The 14,459-nt window shown below is 63.3% G+C and carries 17 protein-coding genes; 6 read left to right on the top strand and 11 right to left on the bottom strand.

Going from position 1 to position 14,459, the window contains the following annotated elements; translation table 11 throughout:
* Nucleotides 1–124: 124 nt before the first annotated feature.
* The 8 genes from CGS25_RS12155 to CGS25_RS12120 all read right to left on the bottom strand — a co-directional run bounded on the left by CGS25_RS12155 (nucleotide 125) and on the right by CGS25_RS12120 (nucleotide 4,793).
* Entirely contained in the window at nucleotides 125–763 is a 639-nt protein-coding gene (locus CGS25_RS12155; protein WP_101675630.1) for a type IV secretory system conjugative DNA transfer family protein, read from the bottom strand.
* A complete protein-coding gene (locus tag CGS25_RS12150; RefSeq protein ID WP_101675629.1) occupies nucleotides 750–1,241 on the bottom strand; it encodes a hypothetical protein in 492 nt (163 codons plus the stop codon). Before CGS25_RS12150 ends, CGS25_RS12155 begins: the two co-directional genes overlap by 14 nt.
* A 7-nt stretch (nucleotides 1,242–1,248) precedes the next feature.
* Nucleotides 1,249–1,617: a hypothetical protein gene (locus tag CGS25_RS12145; RefSeq protein WP_101675628.1), complete on the bottom strand. Its 369-nt coding sequence runs from the start codon at nucleotides 1,615–1,617 to the stop codon at nucleotides 1,249–1,251.
* Complete coding sequence (locus tag CGS25_RS12140; RefSeq protein ID WP_157933820.1) at nucleotides 1,601–1,762, bottom strand: hypothetical protein; 162 nt, start codon at nucleotides 1,760–1,762, stop codon at nucleotides 1,601–1,603. Before CGS25_RS12140 ends, CGS25_RS12145 begins: the two co-directional genes overlap by 17 nt.
* Before the next feature lie 56 nt (nucleotides 1,763–1,818).
* Entirely contained in the window at nucleotides 1,819–3,615 is a 1,797-nt protein-coding gene (locus CGS25_RS12135) for a replication endonuclease (protein WP_198588779.1), read from the bottom strand.
* A 246-nt stretch (nucleotides 3,616–3,861) separates the two neighbouring features.
* Nucleotides 3,862–4,239, bottom strand: a complete 378-nt coding sequence (locus CGS25_RS12130) for a hypothetical protein (protein WP_101675625.1) — start codon at nucleotides 4,237–4,239, stop codon at nucleotides 3,862–3,864.
* Nucleotides 4,232–4,546, bottom strand: coding sequence for an ArdR protein (locus CGS25_RS12125; RefSeq protein WP_101675624.1), 315 nt, complete (start codon nucleotides 4,544–4,546; stop codon nucleotides 4,232–4,234). Before CGS25_RS12125 ends, CGS25_RS12130 begins: the two co-directional genes overlap by 8 nt.
* Nucleotides 4,539–4,793, bottom strand: a complete 255-nt coding sequence (locus CGS25_RS12120; protein WP_157933819.1) for a hypothetical protein — start codon at nucleotides 4,791–4,793, stop codon at nucleotides 4,539–4,541. The genes CGS25_RS12125 and CGS25_RS12120 overlap by 8 nt, the downstream gene beginning before the upstream one ends.
* Nucleotides 4,794–5,014: 221 nt before the next feature.
* On the opposite strand from CGS25_RS12120, the gene CGS25_RS12115 reads away from it, so the two are divergent.
* A complete protein-coding gene (locus CGS25_RS12115) occupies nucleotides 5,015–5,302 on the top strand; it encodes a hypothetical protein (RefSeq protein WP_101675622.1) in 288 nt (95 codons plus the stop codon).
* 273 nt (nucleotides 5,303–5,575) lie between these two features.
* On the top strand, nucleotides 5,576–6,493 hold the full coding sequence (locus CGS25_RS12110) for a universal stress protein (protein WP_101675621.1): 918 nt from the start codon (nucleotides 5,576–5,578) through the stop codon (nucleotides 6,491–6,493).
* A gap of 9 nt (nucleotides 6,494–6,502) precedes the next feature.
* On the opposite strand, the gene yaaA is transcribed toward CGS25_RS12110, so the two are convergent.
* Complete coding sequence (gene yaaA / locus CGS25_RS12105; RefSeq protein WP_101675620.1) at nucleotides 6,503–7,285, bottom strand: peroxide stress protein YaaA; 783 nt, start codon at nucleotides 7,283–7,285, stop codon at nucleotides 6,503–6,505.
* A 126-nt stretch (nucleotides 7,286–7,411) separates the two neighbouring features.
* Between yaaA and CGS25_RS12100 the strand changes: the two genes are divergently transcribed.
* Nucleotides 7,412–7,888: a hypothetical protein gene (locus CGS25_RS12100; RefSeq protein ID WP_101675619.1), complete on the top strand. Its 477-nt coding sequence runs from the start codon at nucleotides 7,412–7,414 to the stop codon at nucleotides 7,886–7,888.
* 125 nt (nucleotides 7,889–8,013) lie between these two features.
* Nucleotides 8,014–8,847, top strand: coding sequence for an MBL fold metallo-hydrolase (locus CGS25_RS12095; RefSeq protein ID WP_101675618.1), 834 nt, complete (start codon nucleotides 8,014–8,016; stop codon nucleotides 8,845–8,847).
* Between the two features lie 89 nt (nucleotides 8,848–8,936).
* Here the strand turns inward: CGS25_RS12095 and corA are convergent, their stop codons facing one another.
* A complete protein-coding gene (corA, locus tag CGS25_RS12090) occupies nucleotides 8,937–9,887 on the bottom strand; it encodes a magnesium/cobalt transporter CorA (RefSeq protein WP_089031993.1) in 951 nt (316 codons plus the stop codon).
* Between the two features lie 290 nt (nucleotides 9,888–10,177).
* On the opposite strand from corA, the gene CGS25_RS12085 reads away from it, so the two are divergent.
* Complete coding sequence (locus tag CGS25_RS12085) at nucleotides 10,178–10,804, top strand: alpha-ketoglutarate-dependent dioxygenase AlkB family protein (RefSeq protein ID WP_089031994.1); 627 nt, start codon at nucleotides 10,178–10,180, stop codon at nucleotides 10,802–10,804.
* Here the strand turns inward: CGS25_RS12085 and CGS25_RS12080 are convergent, their stop codons facing one another.
* Nucleotides 10,805–12,028: a nucleoside recognition domain-containing protein gene (locus CGS25_RS12080; protein ID WP_101675617.1), complete on the bottom strand. Its 1,224-nt coding sequence runs from the start codon at nucleotides 12,026–12,028 to the stop codon at nucleotides 10,805–10,807.
* A gap of 253 nt (nucleotides 12,029–12,281) precedes the next feature.
* Between CGS25_RS12080 and CGS25_RS12075 the strand changes: the two genes are divergently transcribed.
* Nucleotides 12,282–14,390 (top strand): carboxy terminal-processing peptidase, encoded by a 2,109-nt coding sequence (locus tag CGS25_RS12075; protein WP_089031996.1) that lies wholly within the window; start codon nucleotides 12,282–12,284, stop codon nucleotides 14,388–14,390.
* Nucleotides 14,391–14,459 lie beyond the last annotated feature (69 nt).

The following is a 14,459-nucleotide window of genomic DNA, read 5'->3' as shown; positions in this document are numbered from 1 at the left end:
TGGTGCCGGCGGGTGCGAATCGCCGGCGGGTGCAGGACGCAGCGAACCATGGCGTTCAGGTTTCCGGTCAACAAAAAAAACGGCGCCGCAGCGCCGTTCACCTGTTTTTTAGGTTTAATTTAATTCAGCCGAGATATTTGAATTGCAGGTATTCGGGTGCTTCGCCATCCGACTTCCGCCAAAATCGCAACTGCTTGGGCGGGGTTTTCAGCAGGGTTTCCACCGGTATATCGGTCATCGCCATGGCCGCTTTTGCGTCCAAAGAACCCTGGAGCACGCCAATGTACTTGTGGGCGCTGTTCATGCGCATGGTGCTGGGAATCTCCGCTGCCCGCTGCCCCACCCCGTACAAGATGCCGCCGTATTTGCGCGACCGCAGGTAGAGGTTTGCCAGGGCATCGGTGGCTGGACCGCTGCCGCTTGTGAACTGCGCGGCCTCTTCCAAAATCACATGCGTATCGCGGTTGCCGTCCAGCACTGCCCACACACAGGAACAAAACCGCTGCAAATCGTCTGGACTGGTGGCGCCGGTGTAGGCCAGCCGATAATTGCGCCCCGACCGGTCCGCCCTCTTCAGCTCCCGGGCAAACGCCGGCAGGCTGGCGAACTCATGGCACCCGTGATCGCCGTCCGGATCGAACGCGATCACGCGCACACCCCGTCGCGGTATCAGGTTTTTAATGGCCTGAGATTTACCGGCGCCGGTGGCGCCCACCACCAGCGTGTGCCGGGCGTCGAGCGCTGGGTTTTTATTGACCGCCATCGCCCGCCTCCAGGCTGGCCGGTTCGGCTTGTTTCGGTTTTTCGTCCGGTTTTTTGCCACGATCCGCCAGGGTCAGCATGGCGCGGGGCGCGGTGATGATCGCCGCCGTCATCACCAACGTGAACTCCGGCCCCATCGCCATTCGGGCACCGTATTTGGCCAGCACAGCGTCGGTGGCCCGGCCCAGGTCATTGGCCTCGGTTTCGGTGATCGCCCAATGGGCGCCCAGGCGGGCCGCCGCGACGCCGTAAACCATGTGATACAGCATGGCCAGTTCCTTGGCGCCGACGCTGGCCGGTTCCGGTTTATCACCGCCCGGCTCCGGTTTGTAATCGTCGTTCGCGCTGTCTTCTCCGGCGATGGCCTCCAGCGCCGAGTAATCCGGTTTTTCCGGTATCGGTTCTGGCTTAGGCTCTGGTTTAGCGTGTTGGCCGTCCGTGGCCGGGGTTTCGGTTTTTTCCGGTTTTTTGGTCGCCATCCGTGGCTTACTCCTCGCTCAGTAGCGCGGACAGGAACCCGCGCCGTTTCGGTTTTTGATCGGTTTCCGCCGGCTCGCCCGGCGTGTATTCATCGCCGTTCGCCGCCGGCGCGGGATCGGCCACCGGTTCAGGGCCGGGCGCCGGGGCCGGATCGGCGGCGGGCGCGTCGATTGGCCGGTATCGGTCGCGGATAAACGCCTGCCCGGTGGGGCCGTAGGGCTGGATGCAGCCGCAGCCGTTCGAGACAGTCCCACACCGGATGTACAGCGCCTCACGCGCTCGCCCGCGCCCCACCATGCACGAATGCACCGTGGCGTTGCCGTTGCACAGCGGGCACTCGATGTGCCCTACCACCGCGTTATTTTTTACCGCCATCACCAATCCCCTTGCGTATCCGTTTCACCGTGAATCTCTCCCCGGGCTCCAGCGGCATTTCCGCGTATGCCCAGGCGTAGCAACCGCCGCGCCACCCGTTCGGTGGCGGATTGTCGGCCAGCCAGTGAATGACCCGCTCGACCATCAGCCGCTCCCCAAAATATTTTCTGTAATCCGCGTTCCGCATTGCTCACCGTACAGTTATTGACACAAGTCCAAGGCCGCGCCAGGGCGCGGCGGTCCAGCCCGCACCGCCGCGATTCTTTCGGCGGCGCGCAGCAGCTCCATGGGGGCGGTTAAAAACCACCCCGCAACAGGTTTAATTTCCGGTTTCTTTTCTGGTTTTCTGGCGTAGCTGATCGCCCAGCGATAAAACCGGGTCAGCACCGGTTTTGTGCCCGCCCATAAACCGAACAGCGCGCCGGCGGTGCGGTCGCCGTACTCGGTGGTCGCCCGGCCTGGTACTACCTCGCCGGTGTCGGTGTCGATTCCCGACTCCAGCCAGTAGCCGGGCGAGATAATCCGGTTTGCACGCGGCAGCTCCGGGCCGCCCATGGCCTCGACGTAAGCCGCCCAATCGCCGGCGTCGGCTGCCTCGCCGGCGGCCTCCAGGGCGTCTCCCGCGTCGAACAGGTCGCCGGTGGTGGGGCCACCGCTGGCCCACAGCCGGCGCAGCTCCCGCCACACGGTGACGCTGGGGCCGCCGATCTGCTGAAACTGACGGATGCCCCACCCGCTCGCCCATGCCTGGACGCGCTCGGCGGCGTTGCTCATGTCCAGGCCGCTATCGTCATCCTGCTCGCCCAGGGCGCCTCGCACGCCCCGGCCATCAATGTTTTTCGCGATGTACTTCGCGATGTAGCCGGCGGCAGTGCCCCGGCTGGCGTCCATCTGCACATGCTCGAATCGACGCCGGCGTGCACCGCGCTCGGTGGGGTTGTCGGCCATCACCAGCACCCGGCGAGCGATCCGGCGGGCGGCGCGCACGTCGCCCGGGCGCATGAACAGCAGCAGATGCCAATGGGGCGTGCCGTCATGGTGCGGCTCCGCCACCCGGAACCCGTAAACTCGGATTTCCGCACGGTGCAGCGCCGCCCGGATGCGCGCCCACAGCGTGCAGAGCTGGTTTTGCGCGTCGCGGGGCGTGCTGCCCTCCCACCGGCTGTTTTTCACAGCTTTGCCGGGTTTCGGTAGCCAGCGCATACGGTGCCAGCGGCTCGCGGTGGTGAACGTCCAGAACACGCCGGCGTGGCCCCTGGCGGTGGCCACTTCTTCGAATCCCCGAATGCGGGTCATCAGCTCATTGCGGCGGTTGCTCAGGTTCGCGGTGCCCAGATCGGCCAGCTCCGCCAGGGTGTATTCCTGGCCGTCATCATTGGTGGCGGTGGTGCTCTCCAGCATGTCGCGATTCCGGCGCGCCGCCGCCCGGCGGTTTTTCACCAGCCAATCGGAACAGTAGACCTCGCGGTATTTCGCGACGCGGCGGCGTTGCCGGGCGTATTGATCGACCTCCCGCGCCTGGAGCACGCGCACTCGGCGTCTCCACCATTTCGGGCACTGGAGCCGGGCGGCCAGTGGGAACAGGTCCACCGCCGGGCCATCAATCGGCGACGCCGGCGCGGGCCAGTCCAGTCCGTAGCGATCCAGGATGGCGGCGCAGTAGCGCAGCGCGTCTGTTTCGCTCTCGGCCATGATCCAGCGGCGACATTCCTGCACACGCTGATCGCAAAACGCCCGTATGCCGGCATCGGTGTCGGCCAGATACAGGTCATGGCGCACCAGGGGCGCGTAGTCGCTCAGGTAGCGGCTTGCGTCGGCGTAGCTGGCGCGCTGGGCGATGGCCATGTAGGGGCGCTGGAGCGCCGCCCAGGCCGGCCCGGCGGTGCGCTCGGCCCAGGTGCGGTTTTCATCCGCGAACCTCTGCTGGTCCAGCAGGTGCGCCCGGGCTCGGGCTGCCATCGCCGCCTGTTGGGTTTGTTGCCAGTGTGCGGTCAGCATCACGGCCCCACATAGGCGCAGGCCAGCATGCAGAGCACCAGGGTGATGCCGTGGCCGATCAGGCGGGCGCGGGTGATGGATTCGGGGCTGGCCATCATCGGCGCGTCCTCCGCCGGCGCGCCGCCCGCTTGGCAGCGGCAACACCGGTTTTTCCCGGGCGGCCCGGCCCCGGATGGTACGGGCCTGCCAGCAGGCGCGCCGGCGGCAGATACCCATCAATGATGCCGAGAGCCGAGTACATCGGGTTCATGCCGCACGCTCCCGGGGCGGTTGCTCGCCCTGGCCGCGCCAGTATTCCCGCAGGCGCGGGTCCAGGTCATGGCCGCGCACACGCTCCCAATGCGTTTCAAGGTTTTCGGTGGTGATCGACGCCATGAGGGTTTTCAGGCGATCAACGGTGCCCAACCACTCGGTGAGCACGCGCATGATGCGGTGGCGCTGGGCCACGGTGAGCACGGAATAGCTGTAACCGCACTCGGCGGGGCTCAGGCCCACGGCGCGCAGCAGCATGATGCGCTGGCGTATCGTCAGGTTGTCCCACAGGAGGGATTCAGATTCCCGGGCCGGGCGGCCCAGGCAGCGGTCAATTTCGGCGCGGCATTGCTGGTAGGTGGCGTCAGTCATCACACACCCCCTGAGCATCCAACTCCTGCTCCGGCATCACCTCGACCCACTGGCGGGCGCCGCTGTGATCGTCGCCGCCATGGGCACGCCACACACCGCCGAACTTTGTGACTGCCAGACAGCCAGGGCACCAATGCTGAGGATCGCGCAGCTTATCCATCCAGCCCGCCACCTCTGCGCCGTAAAAAATGACGACGCCGCCATTATGGCCCTCGGCCTCGCGCCACTCCCCAGCCCGCCGCAGCAAATACGGCAACGCCGCCTCTGCGATCAAAATACCCTGTTCGTGGAATTCGCGCTTATTCATCGGCCACCTCCACGCGCTCGACCACGACGCATTCGTAACGGCTGGCGAGCACCTGCACCCAGGTGGACATTGTTTTTGCGTCGTACAGGGCCGCATCGTCTACGGGCCTGTCCAGCGGGAACGGCTCGAACCTATCCCCGGTAAACGTCTTTTTGTTCGTTGGGTCCGAGTCGGGCATCAGGTAGGTGAACCCATCCTCTGGAAACTCGGTCCAGGGAACCCCCACTCGGTACATCGTTTTTTTCATGGCCGTGACCCCATGTTGTTTGTTTGAGGTGCCCCGGGTTCAGGCCGGGCGGCCATCCCCCGGGGTCACGGCAAACATCAAACGCCAAACGGCATCAGGTATGCAAACGGCGTCGCCCATTGGCTATGCGAGAGGAAACCACGTATTATTTTTTTCGGGTGCTCTACTCTTGACAGCCGGCGGGCTGTTTGTTCCTGGTGTAAAAACGAAGGTGCGATCACATGGAAATCATGACCACGGTTCAGCTTGCGGACCTCTGTAAGTCCGTGATTGGAAAGGAATCTTCCTATGCCCTGGCCAAGTGCTTGGACATGTCCCCGGAAGCCGTTCGCTGCTGGTATAAGCGCGGAACAGTGATGGATGACGAGGTAGGCTTAGACATCGCTGACCTGACCGGTTTAGACCCTGAGCTGGTCATTTTGTGGCTTCAAATTGAACGCTCCGAAAAGCGCGGCAGTGACAAAATGTCGCAGCACTGGCGCCACATTGCCCAGCAAATAGCCGCCTAAAATCAGTGGCTTAGCAATGGCCGGCCCCGCCCCCGGCCATTGACAAAACTATACATTACACGTAGTTATCGATGCCACGGCGGGGCTTACCCTGGGTTGTTCGGCCCCCGGCGATCTGGCCCGCCCGTGCCATGACACTCACCACCGCCATCGCCGTATGGCCGGTTGATATTTCGGGTCAGACGGACTCTATAATGGTTCACGCGGCTGGCATCCAATACGGCCACGCCGCAGTGCGCCAGATGGCGCTCGGCGAGCCTGCATGGAGGTCTTATGGCACAGTCACACGACGGTATTCTGGTGTTCCTCGATCGCGACTTGAAAGCGCCTCAGCCGGCGCTGAAAAAAGCGCTGCTGCTTGCTCAGGCGAGTTCTTTGCCGTTGACCGTGGCGGTGAACGCGGACTCCCCGGCAATGCGCCGGGCGGTGGGCGGTGACGAGCAGCGGCTGGAAGCGGCCGGCCAGCAGATACGCACCGCTTGGGAACGGCGTATCGAGGAGCTTGCCGGCGGCGCGGTGCTGGAGACGCGCGTCAATGTCAGCAAGGACGTGGAAGAAAGTCTGCGCGACACGGTGAAAGACTGCCGGCCCACTCTGGTGGTGGTCCACACCAGCGAAGAAGGCACCATTAAGCGCCACCTGTTCACCCCGCGTGACTGGATGCTGATCCGGCGCGCACCCTGCGCGGTGCTGTGCGTGCATTCGCGCCCCTGGTCGGCGGTGCCCAGGATCACCATGGCGGTGGAGCCGGAAGAACGGGAAGACGGCCTCGACGCCACCGTGTTCCACGCCGCCCAGCGCTGGGGCGACGCCCTGCAAGCGGAACTGGATGCGGTGCATGTGCTCGAGCACCCGGACGAAACCCTGTTGCTGGTGGCCGGTGAAGCGTTACCGGAATACGCCGCCAGCAGTGCCAATATCCGTGACTATCATCGCAAAGCGCTGGATCAGTTCGCCCACCGCCATCAGCTCGATGCCGACAAGACCCATCTTCTGGAAGGTCCGATCTCAAGCACTCTGGCGGAATACTGTGAGGAACACGGCTCCGACATTCTGGTGGTGGGCACGGTGCGCCGTAACACCTTTGAGCGCCTGCTGCTGGGTGCCACCGCCGAAGCGCTGCTGACCCGCGCCAGCAACGATGTGCTGGTGATCAAACCGGACGGCTTCGAGTCGGACTGGAGCGCCTGAGCCGCGAGGTCAGGCGCTTGCGCCCTCGGCGCGCCGGAACAGCGGTCGGTTGTCGGTGGAATGCTGCTTGTCGTAGCGGTAGCCCGCTTCCCGGAATTTTTTCAGATCGGCGGGCTGGTCGACGCCGTTGCGTAGAATCCAGGCGGCCATCAGCCCACGCGCTTTCTTGGCGTAGAAGCTGATCACCTTGTATTGGCCGTTCTTTTCGTCGTGAAACACCGGCTCGATCACCGGCCCGGGCAGGCGCTTGGGGCGCACCGCTTTGAAATATTCGTTGGAGGCCAGATTCACCAGCACATCGGTGCCGGCGGCGTTCATGTCCTTGCGCAGCAAATCGGTGACGATGTCACCCCAGAACTGGTAGAGGTCCCCTCCCCGCTCGTTGTCCAGCCGGGTGCCCATTTCCAGCCGATACGGTTGCATCAGATCCAGCGGCCGCAGCAGGCCATACAGACCACTGAGGATGCGCAGGCGCCGTTGCGCGGCTTTCAAGTCGTCGCCATTGAAGCGATTCACATCCAGGCCGGTATAGACATCGCCCTTGAACGCGAAGATCGCCGGGCGGGCGTTGTCTTTATCAAACGGGGTCGACCATTGGGCGAAGCGCTCCACGTTCAGATGCGCGATGCGGTCGCTGACTTTCATCAGGCTGGAAAGCTGCGCGGGAGAGAGCCGCCGGGCCCTCTCAATCAGAATGGCGCTATCCTCAAGCAGGCGCGGGCGGGTGGCCCGAAGGGCGGGTAACGGTGATTCGTAATCCAGCGTTTTCGCCGGGGATACCACGATCAGCATGCGACTTCTCCTTTGCGTGGCGAGGATTATAAGAAGGAATGGCGGATAAAAAAGCCGGATTCCTTCATCATGGCGATGGCGAGCGCCTATCCACACCCCTCACTGACCAGGGAGACCAGGCTCACCATGCGTTTTTTGTTGATTGCGATTGTGATTCTCGCCGTGGCGGTACTGCTGCGCGGAAGTTGGCAGGCCGGCCGACGGCCCTTCTACCTGACCCTCGGCGCGGTGGTGGTCGCCGCGCTGGTGTTCATCGCCGCCTGGCTGTTCACCGAACGTGAACGTCAGGTGGCCGCGGACCCGTCCACCGTGCAGGTGTCCATCGAACGGGTGCGCACCACCGAGACCGGCTTCCGGCTGGTGGGAGACGTAGCCAATCTCGGTGAACACGCGGTGTCCGGTCTGCGCGTGCGGGCGCAGGCTTTGCGCTGCCCGCCGGCCAGCGCCTGCGAGGTGCTCTATCAGCAGGAGGTGCCGGTGCTGATGCACATCCCTCCCGGCGGACGCTACCCGCTGTCCCTGTTGGTGGATCGGCCGGCGCAGCCGATCAGCCCGGATCGCTGGCGGGTCAGCGTGCTCAGTGTGAACGCCTACCAGGGCTGATCCTCATCCTGCCCTGCCCTACGTGATGCGCCGCGACCTGTCATCGGGGCGCGGGACTTTGCAATTATCGACTAAATGGTCACAATGCCGGCTCGCTGACCCTTTCACCGGCTGCAGGAGAGTTCATGGCGGCGTTGATTCCCGGGGAGCCGACTCCGATCGTCCCCCATGCCTGGCGTGTTCTGGGCCGTAATCCCGGCATGATGACCGGGCCGGGCACCAACAGTTATCTGCTTGGCGAACATGCCCTCACGGTGATCGATCCCGGTCCCGTGGACGAAGAACACACCCGCGCCCTGCTGGCCGCGGCAAAACAGATCGGGCGTCCGATCGAGCAGATTCTGGTGACGCATACGCACCGGGATCACTCCCCGGGTGCCCACGCCCTGGCGCGGGCCACCGGCGCCCGCCTTCTTGGCCCCACGGTGCCCGATGACGGCCTCCAGGACGATACCTGGCAAGCTGAGCGCGTGCTGCGGCACGGCGAGCATCTGGATTGTGGCGGTATCGACGTGGAAGTGATCGCGACCCCCGGCCACGTGGGCAACCATCTGTGTTATTTGATGGTGGACCAAGCGCTGTTGTTCACCGGCGATCATCTGATTCAGGGCTCCACGGTGGTGATCGCGCCGCCGTCCGGTTCGATGAGCGCTTACCTGAATTCCCTGGCGTTGCTCAACGACTATGCCATCACCCTGATGGCGCCTGGCCATGGCGACGTGATCAGCGACCCCAAAGGTACCGTGGAACACACCATTGCCCATCGCCTGGAACGCGAGAAAAAAGTGTTCGCCGCCCTGGACGCCAACCCGGCCACGGTGCAGGAACTGGTCACTCGGGTTTACGCCGACGTCCCGGCCTTCCTTCACGGCGTCGCCTGCCTGTCGCTGGAAGCGCACCTGATCAAACTGCGCGAAGACGACCGCGTGCGCCACGATCAGGGCAAATGGTCGGTGTGAAAAGCAGTTGAAAGTGACAAGTTAAAAGTTGAAAGGGGCACGGGTGTGATCCGAAGCCGCCCTTTTAACTTTTAACTTTCAACTCGCCTCTACAACCATCCCTTGCGCTTGAAATACCAATACGGCGCGCAGCCGGAGAGAATCATCAAACCGATCACCGCCGGGTAGCCGAATTCCCAGTTCAGTTCCGGCATTACCTGGAAGTTCATGCCGTAGATGCTGGCGATCATGGTGGGGGGCAGGAACACCACCGCGGCGATCGAGAAAATCTTGATGATCTGGTTCTGTTCGATGTTGATGAAGCCCTGGGTGGAATCCATCAGGAAGTTGATTTTCTCGAACAGAAACGTGGCGTGGGACATCAAGGTATCCAGGTCGTGCTGGATCTCCGAGCAGGTGCGGCGGCGTTCTTTGTCGGCGCGCACGTAGCGCTGAATGAAGGAGATCGAGCGCTGGGTGTCCATCAGACACAGGCGGATCTTGCCGTTGCTGTCTTCCAGGTGGGCCAGTCTCTCGATGCCGTCTTCGAGCTCCGACTCCTCATCCTCCAGCACCAGGTAGCTGACGTCTTCCAAATCCCGGTGGATGTCTTCCAGGGTATCCGCCAGGTTCTCGGTTTTCTGTTCGAGAATGCTCAGCAGGATATCCAGCGGCTCCTGCACCCGTACCCAGCCGCGCCGCATGCGCATGCGCATCAGACGGAAATCCGGCAGACGGGAATCGCGGAAGGTCAGCAGCCGGCCGGGCTGCAGAACGAACGCCACGGTGGAGGTGCGGTGGCGGCCCTCGGCCTGGTAGGCAAACAGGGAGTGAACGTGCAGGCCGTGTTCGTCGTGGAAAAACCGGGCGGACGCCTCGATCTCCTCGACGTCGTCGGACTCGGGCAGAGCCTGACGGAACAGGTGCTGAACCTGATGCCTCTCCTCATCGGTGGCATCAACCAGATCGATCCAGGCGGCGGCCTCCGCGGTGGCCGGAGTCAGTTCCGCCACGTCGCGCTCGCGCAGCACTCCTCTTTCGATGTCGTAGACGTGCAGCATGCTAGGGCCTGTTCACGTTAAGTTTGATGGTCTCGCCGAAGGTCGTTTCCGCGTAAGCCAAGGCGCTGGGCGGTAGTTTGGCTTGCCAGCCAGGCGAATCGCAACGCGGCATTGCGTGAAAATGGCTCCGGCGTTGCTCACCGTTCATTCCGCACGCTAAACTTTCCTCCTCGCGCCTTGCCAGGCCAGTCCGGGACGGCCCGTCCGGGACGGCCTGTCCGGGACGGCCCGTCTGGGACAGCCCGTAACGCAAGGGGCTTCCAGCAGCCTGCTAGATAGAGCAGTGCGCAATGACTGTCAACTCCACCGAACAACGACTTAACCGCCACGGCACACCGCTGGTGCTCGACGGTGGCGCCCGGGTATGGCTGATCACGGGGCTTTTGGGCGCATCGGCCACGGCGTTGTTCAACACGCTTTGTAACCAACTTCCTTGGCGGCAGCCACGGCTGAAACTGTACGGACGCGAACACCCGGTGCCTCGCCTGACCTGTTGGCTGGGCGAGGCCGGCGTGCGCTACCGCTATTCCGGCATCGATCACCACGCCGATGGCTGGCCGGCGGCGCTGTCGCCGTTGCTGGTGGCGCTTGGTGAATGCAGCGGCCGCCACCCCAACGGCGCCCTCGCCAATCTTTACCGCGACGGCGACGACGCCATGGGCTGGCACCGCGACAACGAACCCGAGCTGGGCGCGGCGCCGTGGATTCTGTCTTATAACCTGGGTGCCAGCCGCGATTTCGCTTTCCGCCGCTACGGCAGCGGCCGGCAAAGCCATGTGCTCAGCCTTGCCCACGACAGCCTGTTGGTGATGTCGCCGAGGGTCCAGCAGGATTTTGAGCACGCCCTGCCCCGCCGCCGCCGCGTCGTGCAGCCCAGGCTGAATCTCACCTTCCGCGACATCGTCGCGCGCCGCTGATCAGCCGAAAAACACATAGCTGAGCAAAATTGCTGAAACCAGCCCGGCCGCGTCGGCCGCCAGACCACACCACAGCGCATAGCGGAAATCGCGTATGCCGACGCTGCCGAAGTACACCGCGAGCACATAGAAGGTGGTCTCGGTGGAGCCCTGCATCACCGCCGCCATGCGCCCCGCCAGGGAATCCACGCCATGGGTCTGCATTACATCGAGCATGGCGGCACGGGCGCCGGAGCCGCTCAATGGTTTGAGCAACGCCACCGGCAGCGCGTCCACGAAGCGGGTGTCCCAGCCCAGGGCCGCGGCCCCTTGGCGAATCACGCCGAGCGCCAGTTCCAGCACGCCGCTGGCGCGCAGCATGGCGATCGCCACCAGCATCGCCACCAAATAGGGAATCAGCCTGACCGCCAGGGTAAAGCCCTCTTTGGCCCCCTCCACGAAGCTGTCGTAGCTGTCCACGCCGGCGCGCCAGGCGGCGATGAAGAACAGGGCGATCACCGCCAACAGAATCAGATTACCGACCAATCCGGAAAGGGTGGCGCCCAGTTCCGGTGGTGCCAGCCACACGCCCAGGCCCATCAGCGCCAGCAGCGCCAGCCAGCCCAGCGCCACCGCCAGCAATAACGGATCGCGCAGGGAAATGCGCTGAATGCGCGCCACCAGCCAGACGCCGACAAAGGTGGAGACGGTGGTTGCCATCAGCATGGGCAGATAGACCGCCGCCGGATCGGCGGCGCCCTGCTGGGCCCGGTAGAGCAGAACAGTGACCGGCACCAGGGTTACCGAAGAGGTATTGAGCACCAGAAACATGATCTGGCTGTCGCTGGCGCGGTGCGGCTGCGGATTGCTTTTTTGCAGGTCCTCCATGGCGCGCAGGCCCAGCGGCGTGGCGGCGTTATCCAGGCCCAGCATGTTGGCGGCCAGATTCATCGACACGCCGGCGCCGGCACCCGGGTTATCGTTCAGCGAGGGCATCAGCCGCGACAACAACGGCCGCACCCGGGCGGAAAGCCGGTCGGCCAGGCGGCTGTGTTCGGCAAGCCGGAACAGACCGCTCCACAACGCCAGCACACCGACCAGACCGAGGCTGACGGTGACCGCCAGATCGGCCGCTTCCCACAATGCCGCCACCACCCGCCCGGGCGCTTGCAAATCGCCGCCAATCAATTGGAACAAAGCGCCGGCAATGCCGATCAGAAAGAAAGTGGTAAACAGACGATGCACGAAAACTCCTGGGGGTCGGCGTTGCGCACAGTATGTCGTCAGCCCGGCCGTTTGCCTATGCGTGGTCACGGGCCCGTGCGATGATCCGCGGGCGCCAGGCGCGGCAACCGCCCTCACCAGCCGGCGATACCGCCAGCGGGGACGGTATTTTTACCGCCATTTAATAAAGTGGCCGTTTATCGGCCTGACCGGTCAGAGCGTTTTTTAAACGGCCTGCTATACTGCCCTACAAAACAAGCCATTGAGTCAGCCCATGTCCGTGTTTCGAAAGTTGTTTGGTGTGCTTCTGGCAATCGTACTGCTGTGTGGCGCCCTTCAGGTCGGCGGCAGCCTGCGCCCCGCTCCGGAGGTCGAGGGGGCTCTCAAGCCCACCGAGGTGCAGCGCGAAGCCACCGAGGAAATCGTTGACCGCCTGGACCTGCATTACCTGCGGCTGAAATTCAATGATGCACTCTCCGAGCGGATCTTCGCCCAGTATCTCAAGGACCTGGACCCCAATCGGCTGTTTCTCAGCCAGCAGGACATCCAGGCGTTCCAGGTGTATCGGGACAAGCTTGACGATCAACTCGGCGAGGGCGTGCTGGAGGGCGGCTACACCATTTTCAACCGTTACCAGAGCCATCTGGAAACAAGGCTTACCGCCATCGTCGCCGAACTGAACGCCGGGTTTGATGATTGGCGCTTCGATGATGACACGCCGGTGGAACTGGATCGCACCAAAGCGGATTGGGCATCGGATCAGGACGCTCTTGGCCGGATCTGGGATCGGCAGCTGAAAAACGCGGTGCTGTCCATGCGCCTCAACGGCACCGACGAGAAAGAGATTCAAAAGCGCCTGGTCAGCCGCTATCAAAGCCAGCTTGATCGGGTTCGCCAGAACACCTCCGAGGATGTGTTTCAGCTTTATATGAACGCGGTGACACAAAGCTTTGATCCGCACACCACCTACTTTACCCCGCACAATTCGGAAAACTTCGACATCAGCATGAGCCGCTCCCTGGAGGGCATCGGCGCGGTGCTGCAGTACGAAGACGGCTACACCAAGGTGGTGCGCCTGGTGCCCGGCGGGCCGGCGGCCAAGTCCGGCCAGCTTAAGCCGGCGGATCGCATTGTCGGTGTGGGCCAGGAAGACAAGGACATGGTCAACATCATCGGCATGCGCCTGGACGAGGTGGTGGACAAGATTCGCGGACCCAAGGGTTCCAAGGTGCGCCTTGAAGTGATCCCGGCCGGCGGCGCCGGCGAGCACGACACCCACACGCTGTCGATTACCCGCAACAAGGTGGTGCTGGAAGAACAAGCGGCCAAGAAGGCGGTGATCGATATCACCCGTGATGGCAAACCGATGAAACTCGGGGTGATTGAAATCCCGGCATTCTATCTGGACTTCAACGCCTTTCACCGTGGCGACCCGGATTACACCAGCACCACCCGCGACGTGGCGCAACTGTTGATGGAGCTGCGCAAGGAAAACGTCGACGCGCTGGCCATTGATCTGCGCAACAACGGCGGCGGCTCCCTGCTGGAGGTGAACAAGCTGGTCAGCCTGTTCATCAATCGCGGGCCGACCGTGCAGGTGCGTGAAGCCGGTGGCCGCGTCAGCGTCGAAAGCGATCAATACCCGGGGATTCTCTATGCCGGGCCGATGGCGGTATTGGTGAACCGCTACAGCGCCTCGGCCTCGGAGATTTTCGCCGGCGCGATGCAGGATTATGGCCGGGCATTGATCGTTGGCGATCAGACCTACGGCAAGGGCACCGTGCAAACCCTGCTGGATCTGAATCACGGCAAGCTGAAAATGACCAACGCCAAGTTCTATCGGGTGTCGGGCTCCAGCAACCAGAATCTGGGCATCGTGCCGGATGTCACCATGCCTTCGCTGATCAACAAGGATGAGGTGGGTGAGAGCACCCAGCCCAACGCCATGCCCTGGGATGAGATCGATCCGGCCAAATACACACCGGTGCACGACTTGGTGCCGTTGCTGCCCGATCTGCGCAAGCGTCACGAAGCGCGCATCAAGAGTGATCCGGAGTTTGTCTATGTGGAGAAGCTGCGTGGGTTGCTCGACCAGGCTCGCGAGCGTCGCGTGGTCACTCTGGATGAGAAAAAGCGCCGCGCCTGGCAACAGCAATTCGATCAGCAGCGGCTGGCCATCGAGAACGCGGTGCGCAAGGCTCGTGGTGAAGAGCCAATCAAAAAGATGGCCGATCTGCGCACCCTCGAAGAGCAGCGCGCTCTGGACCCGGAATCCGCGGAAGAGCCGATGAGCAAAGACCCCTACCTGAAAGAGGCCGGCGAGATTCTCGCCGACCTGGTGAGCCTGATGAGTCACCAGCGGGTGGCCGACAAAGGCGCCTGATCAAACCCGCCGCCGGGACAACCCGGCGGCCCTCCCCGTTATTCACGCCTCCCCGCCGGCCTTGGCCGG

This window comes from Alloalcanivorax mobilis (assembly GCF_002864685.1).
GTDB lineage: Bacteria > Pseudomonadota > Gammaproteobacteria > Pseudomonadales > Alcanivoracaceae > Alloalcanivorax > Alloalcanivorax mobilis.
Note: the sequence above shows the minus strand (reverse complement) of the source record. Positions and strands in the feature narration are given on the sequence as shown.

What these genes read in the sequence shown, in the direction of transcription:
- CGS25_RS12110 (WP_101675621.1), top strand. Translation starts at nt 5,576, where the DNA reads ATGGCACAGTCACACGACGGTATTCTGGTGTTCCTCGATCGCGACTTG.
- CGS25_RS12145 (WP_101675628.1), bottom strand. Translation starts at nt 1,617, where the DNA reads ATGGCGGTAAAAAATAACGCGGTGGTAGGGCACATCGAGTGCCCGCTG.
- yaaA (WP_101675620.1), bottom strand. Translation starts at nt 7,285, where the DNA reads ATGCTGATCGTGGTATCCCCGGCGAAAACGCTGGATTACGAATCACCG.
- CGS25_RS12125 (WP_101675624.1), bottom strand. Translation starts at nt 4,546, where the DNA reads ATGAATAAGCGCGAATTCCACGAACAGGGTATTTTGATCGCAGAGGCG.
- CGS25_RS12140 (WP_157933820.1), bottom strand. Translation starts at nt 1,762, where the DNA reads ATGGTCGAGCGGGTCATTCACTGGCTGGCCGACAATCCGCCACCGAAC.
- CGS25_RS12150 (WP_101675629.1), bottom strand. Translation starts at nt 1,241, where the DNA reads ATGGCGACCAAAAAACCGGAAAAAACCGAAACCCCGGCCACGGACGGC.
- CGS25_RS12100 (WP_101675619.1), top strand. Translation starts at nt 7,412, where the DNA reads ATGCGTTTTTTGTTGATTGCGATTGTGATTCTCGCCGTGGCGGTACTG.
- corA (WP_089031993.1), bottom strand. Translation starts at nt 9,887, where the DNA reads ATGCTGCACGTCTACGACATCGAAAGAGGAGTGCTGCGCGAGCGCGAC.
- CGS25_RS12130 (WP_101675625.1), bottom strand. Translation starts at nt 4,239, where the DNA reads ATGACTGACGCCACCTACCAGCAATGCCGCGCCGAAATTGACCGCTGC.
- CGS25_RS12155 (WP_101675630.1), bottom strand. Translation starts at nt 763, where the DNA reads ATGGCGGTCAATAAAAACCCAGCGCTCGACGCCCGGCACACGCTGGTG.
- CGS25_RS12135 (WP_198588779.1), bottom strand. Translation starts at nt 3,615, where the DNA reads ATGCTGACCGCACACTGGCAACAAACCCAACAGGCGGCGATGGCAGCC.
- CGS25_RS12115 (WP_101675622.1), top strand. Translation starts at nt 5,015, where the DNA reads ATGGAAATCATGACCACGGTTCAGCTTGCGGACCTCTGTAAGTCCGTG.
- CGS25_RS12075 (WP_089031996.1), top strand. Translation starts at nt 12,282, where the DNA reads ATGTCCGTGTTTCGAAAGTTGTTTGGTGTGCTTCTGGCAATCGTACTG.
- CGS25_RS12085 (WP_089031994.1), top strand. Translation starts at nt 10,178, where the DNA reads ATGACTGTCAACTCCACCGAACAACGACTTAACCGCCACGGCACACCG.
- CGS25_RS12120 (WP_157933819.1), bottom strand. Translation starts at nt 4,793, where the DNA reads ATGAAAAAAACGATGTACCGAGTGGGGGTTCCCTGGACCGAGTTTCCA.
- CGS25_RS12095 (WP_101675618.1), top strand. Translation starts at nt 8,014, where the DNA reads ATGGCGGCGTTGATTCCCGGGGAGCCGACTCCGATCGTCCCCCATGCC.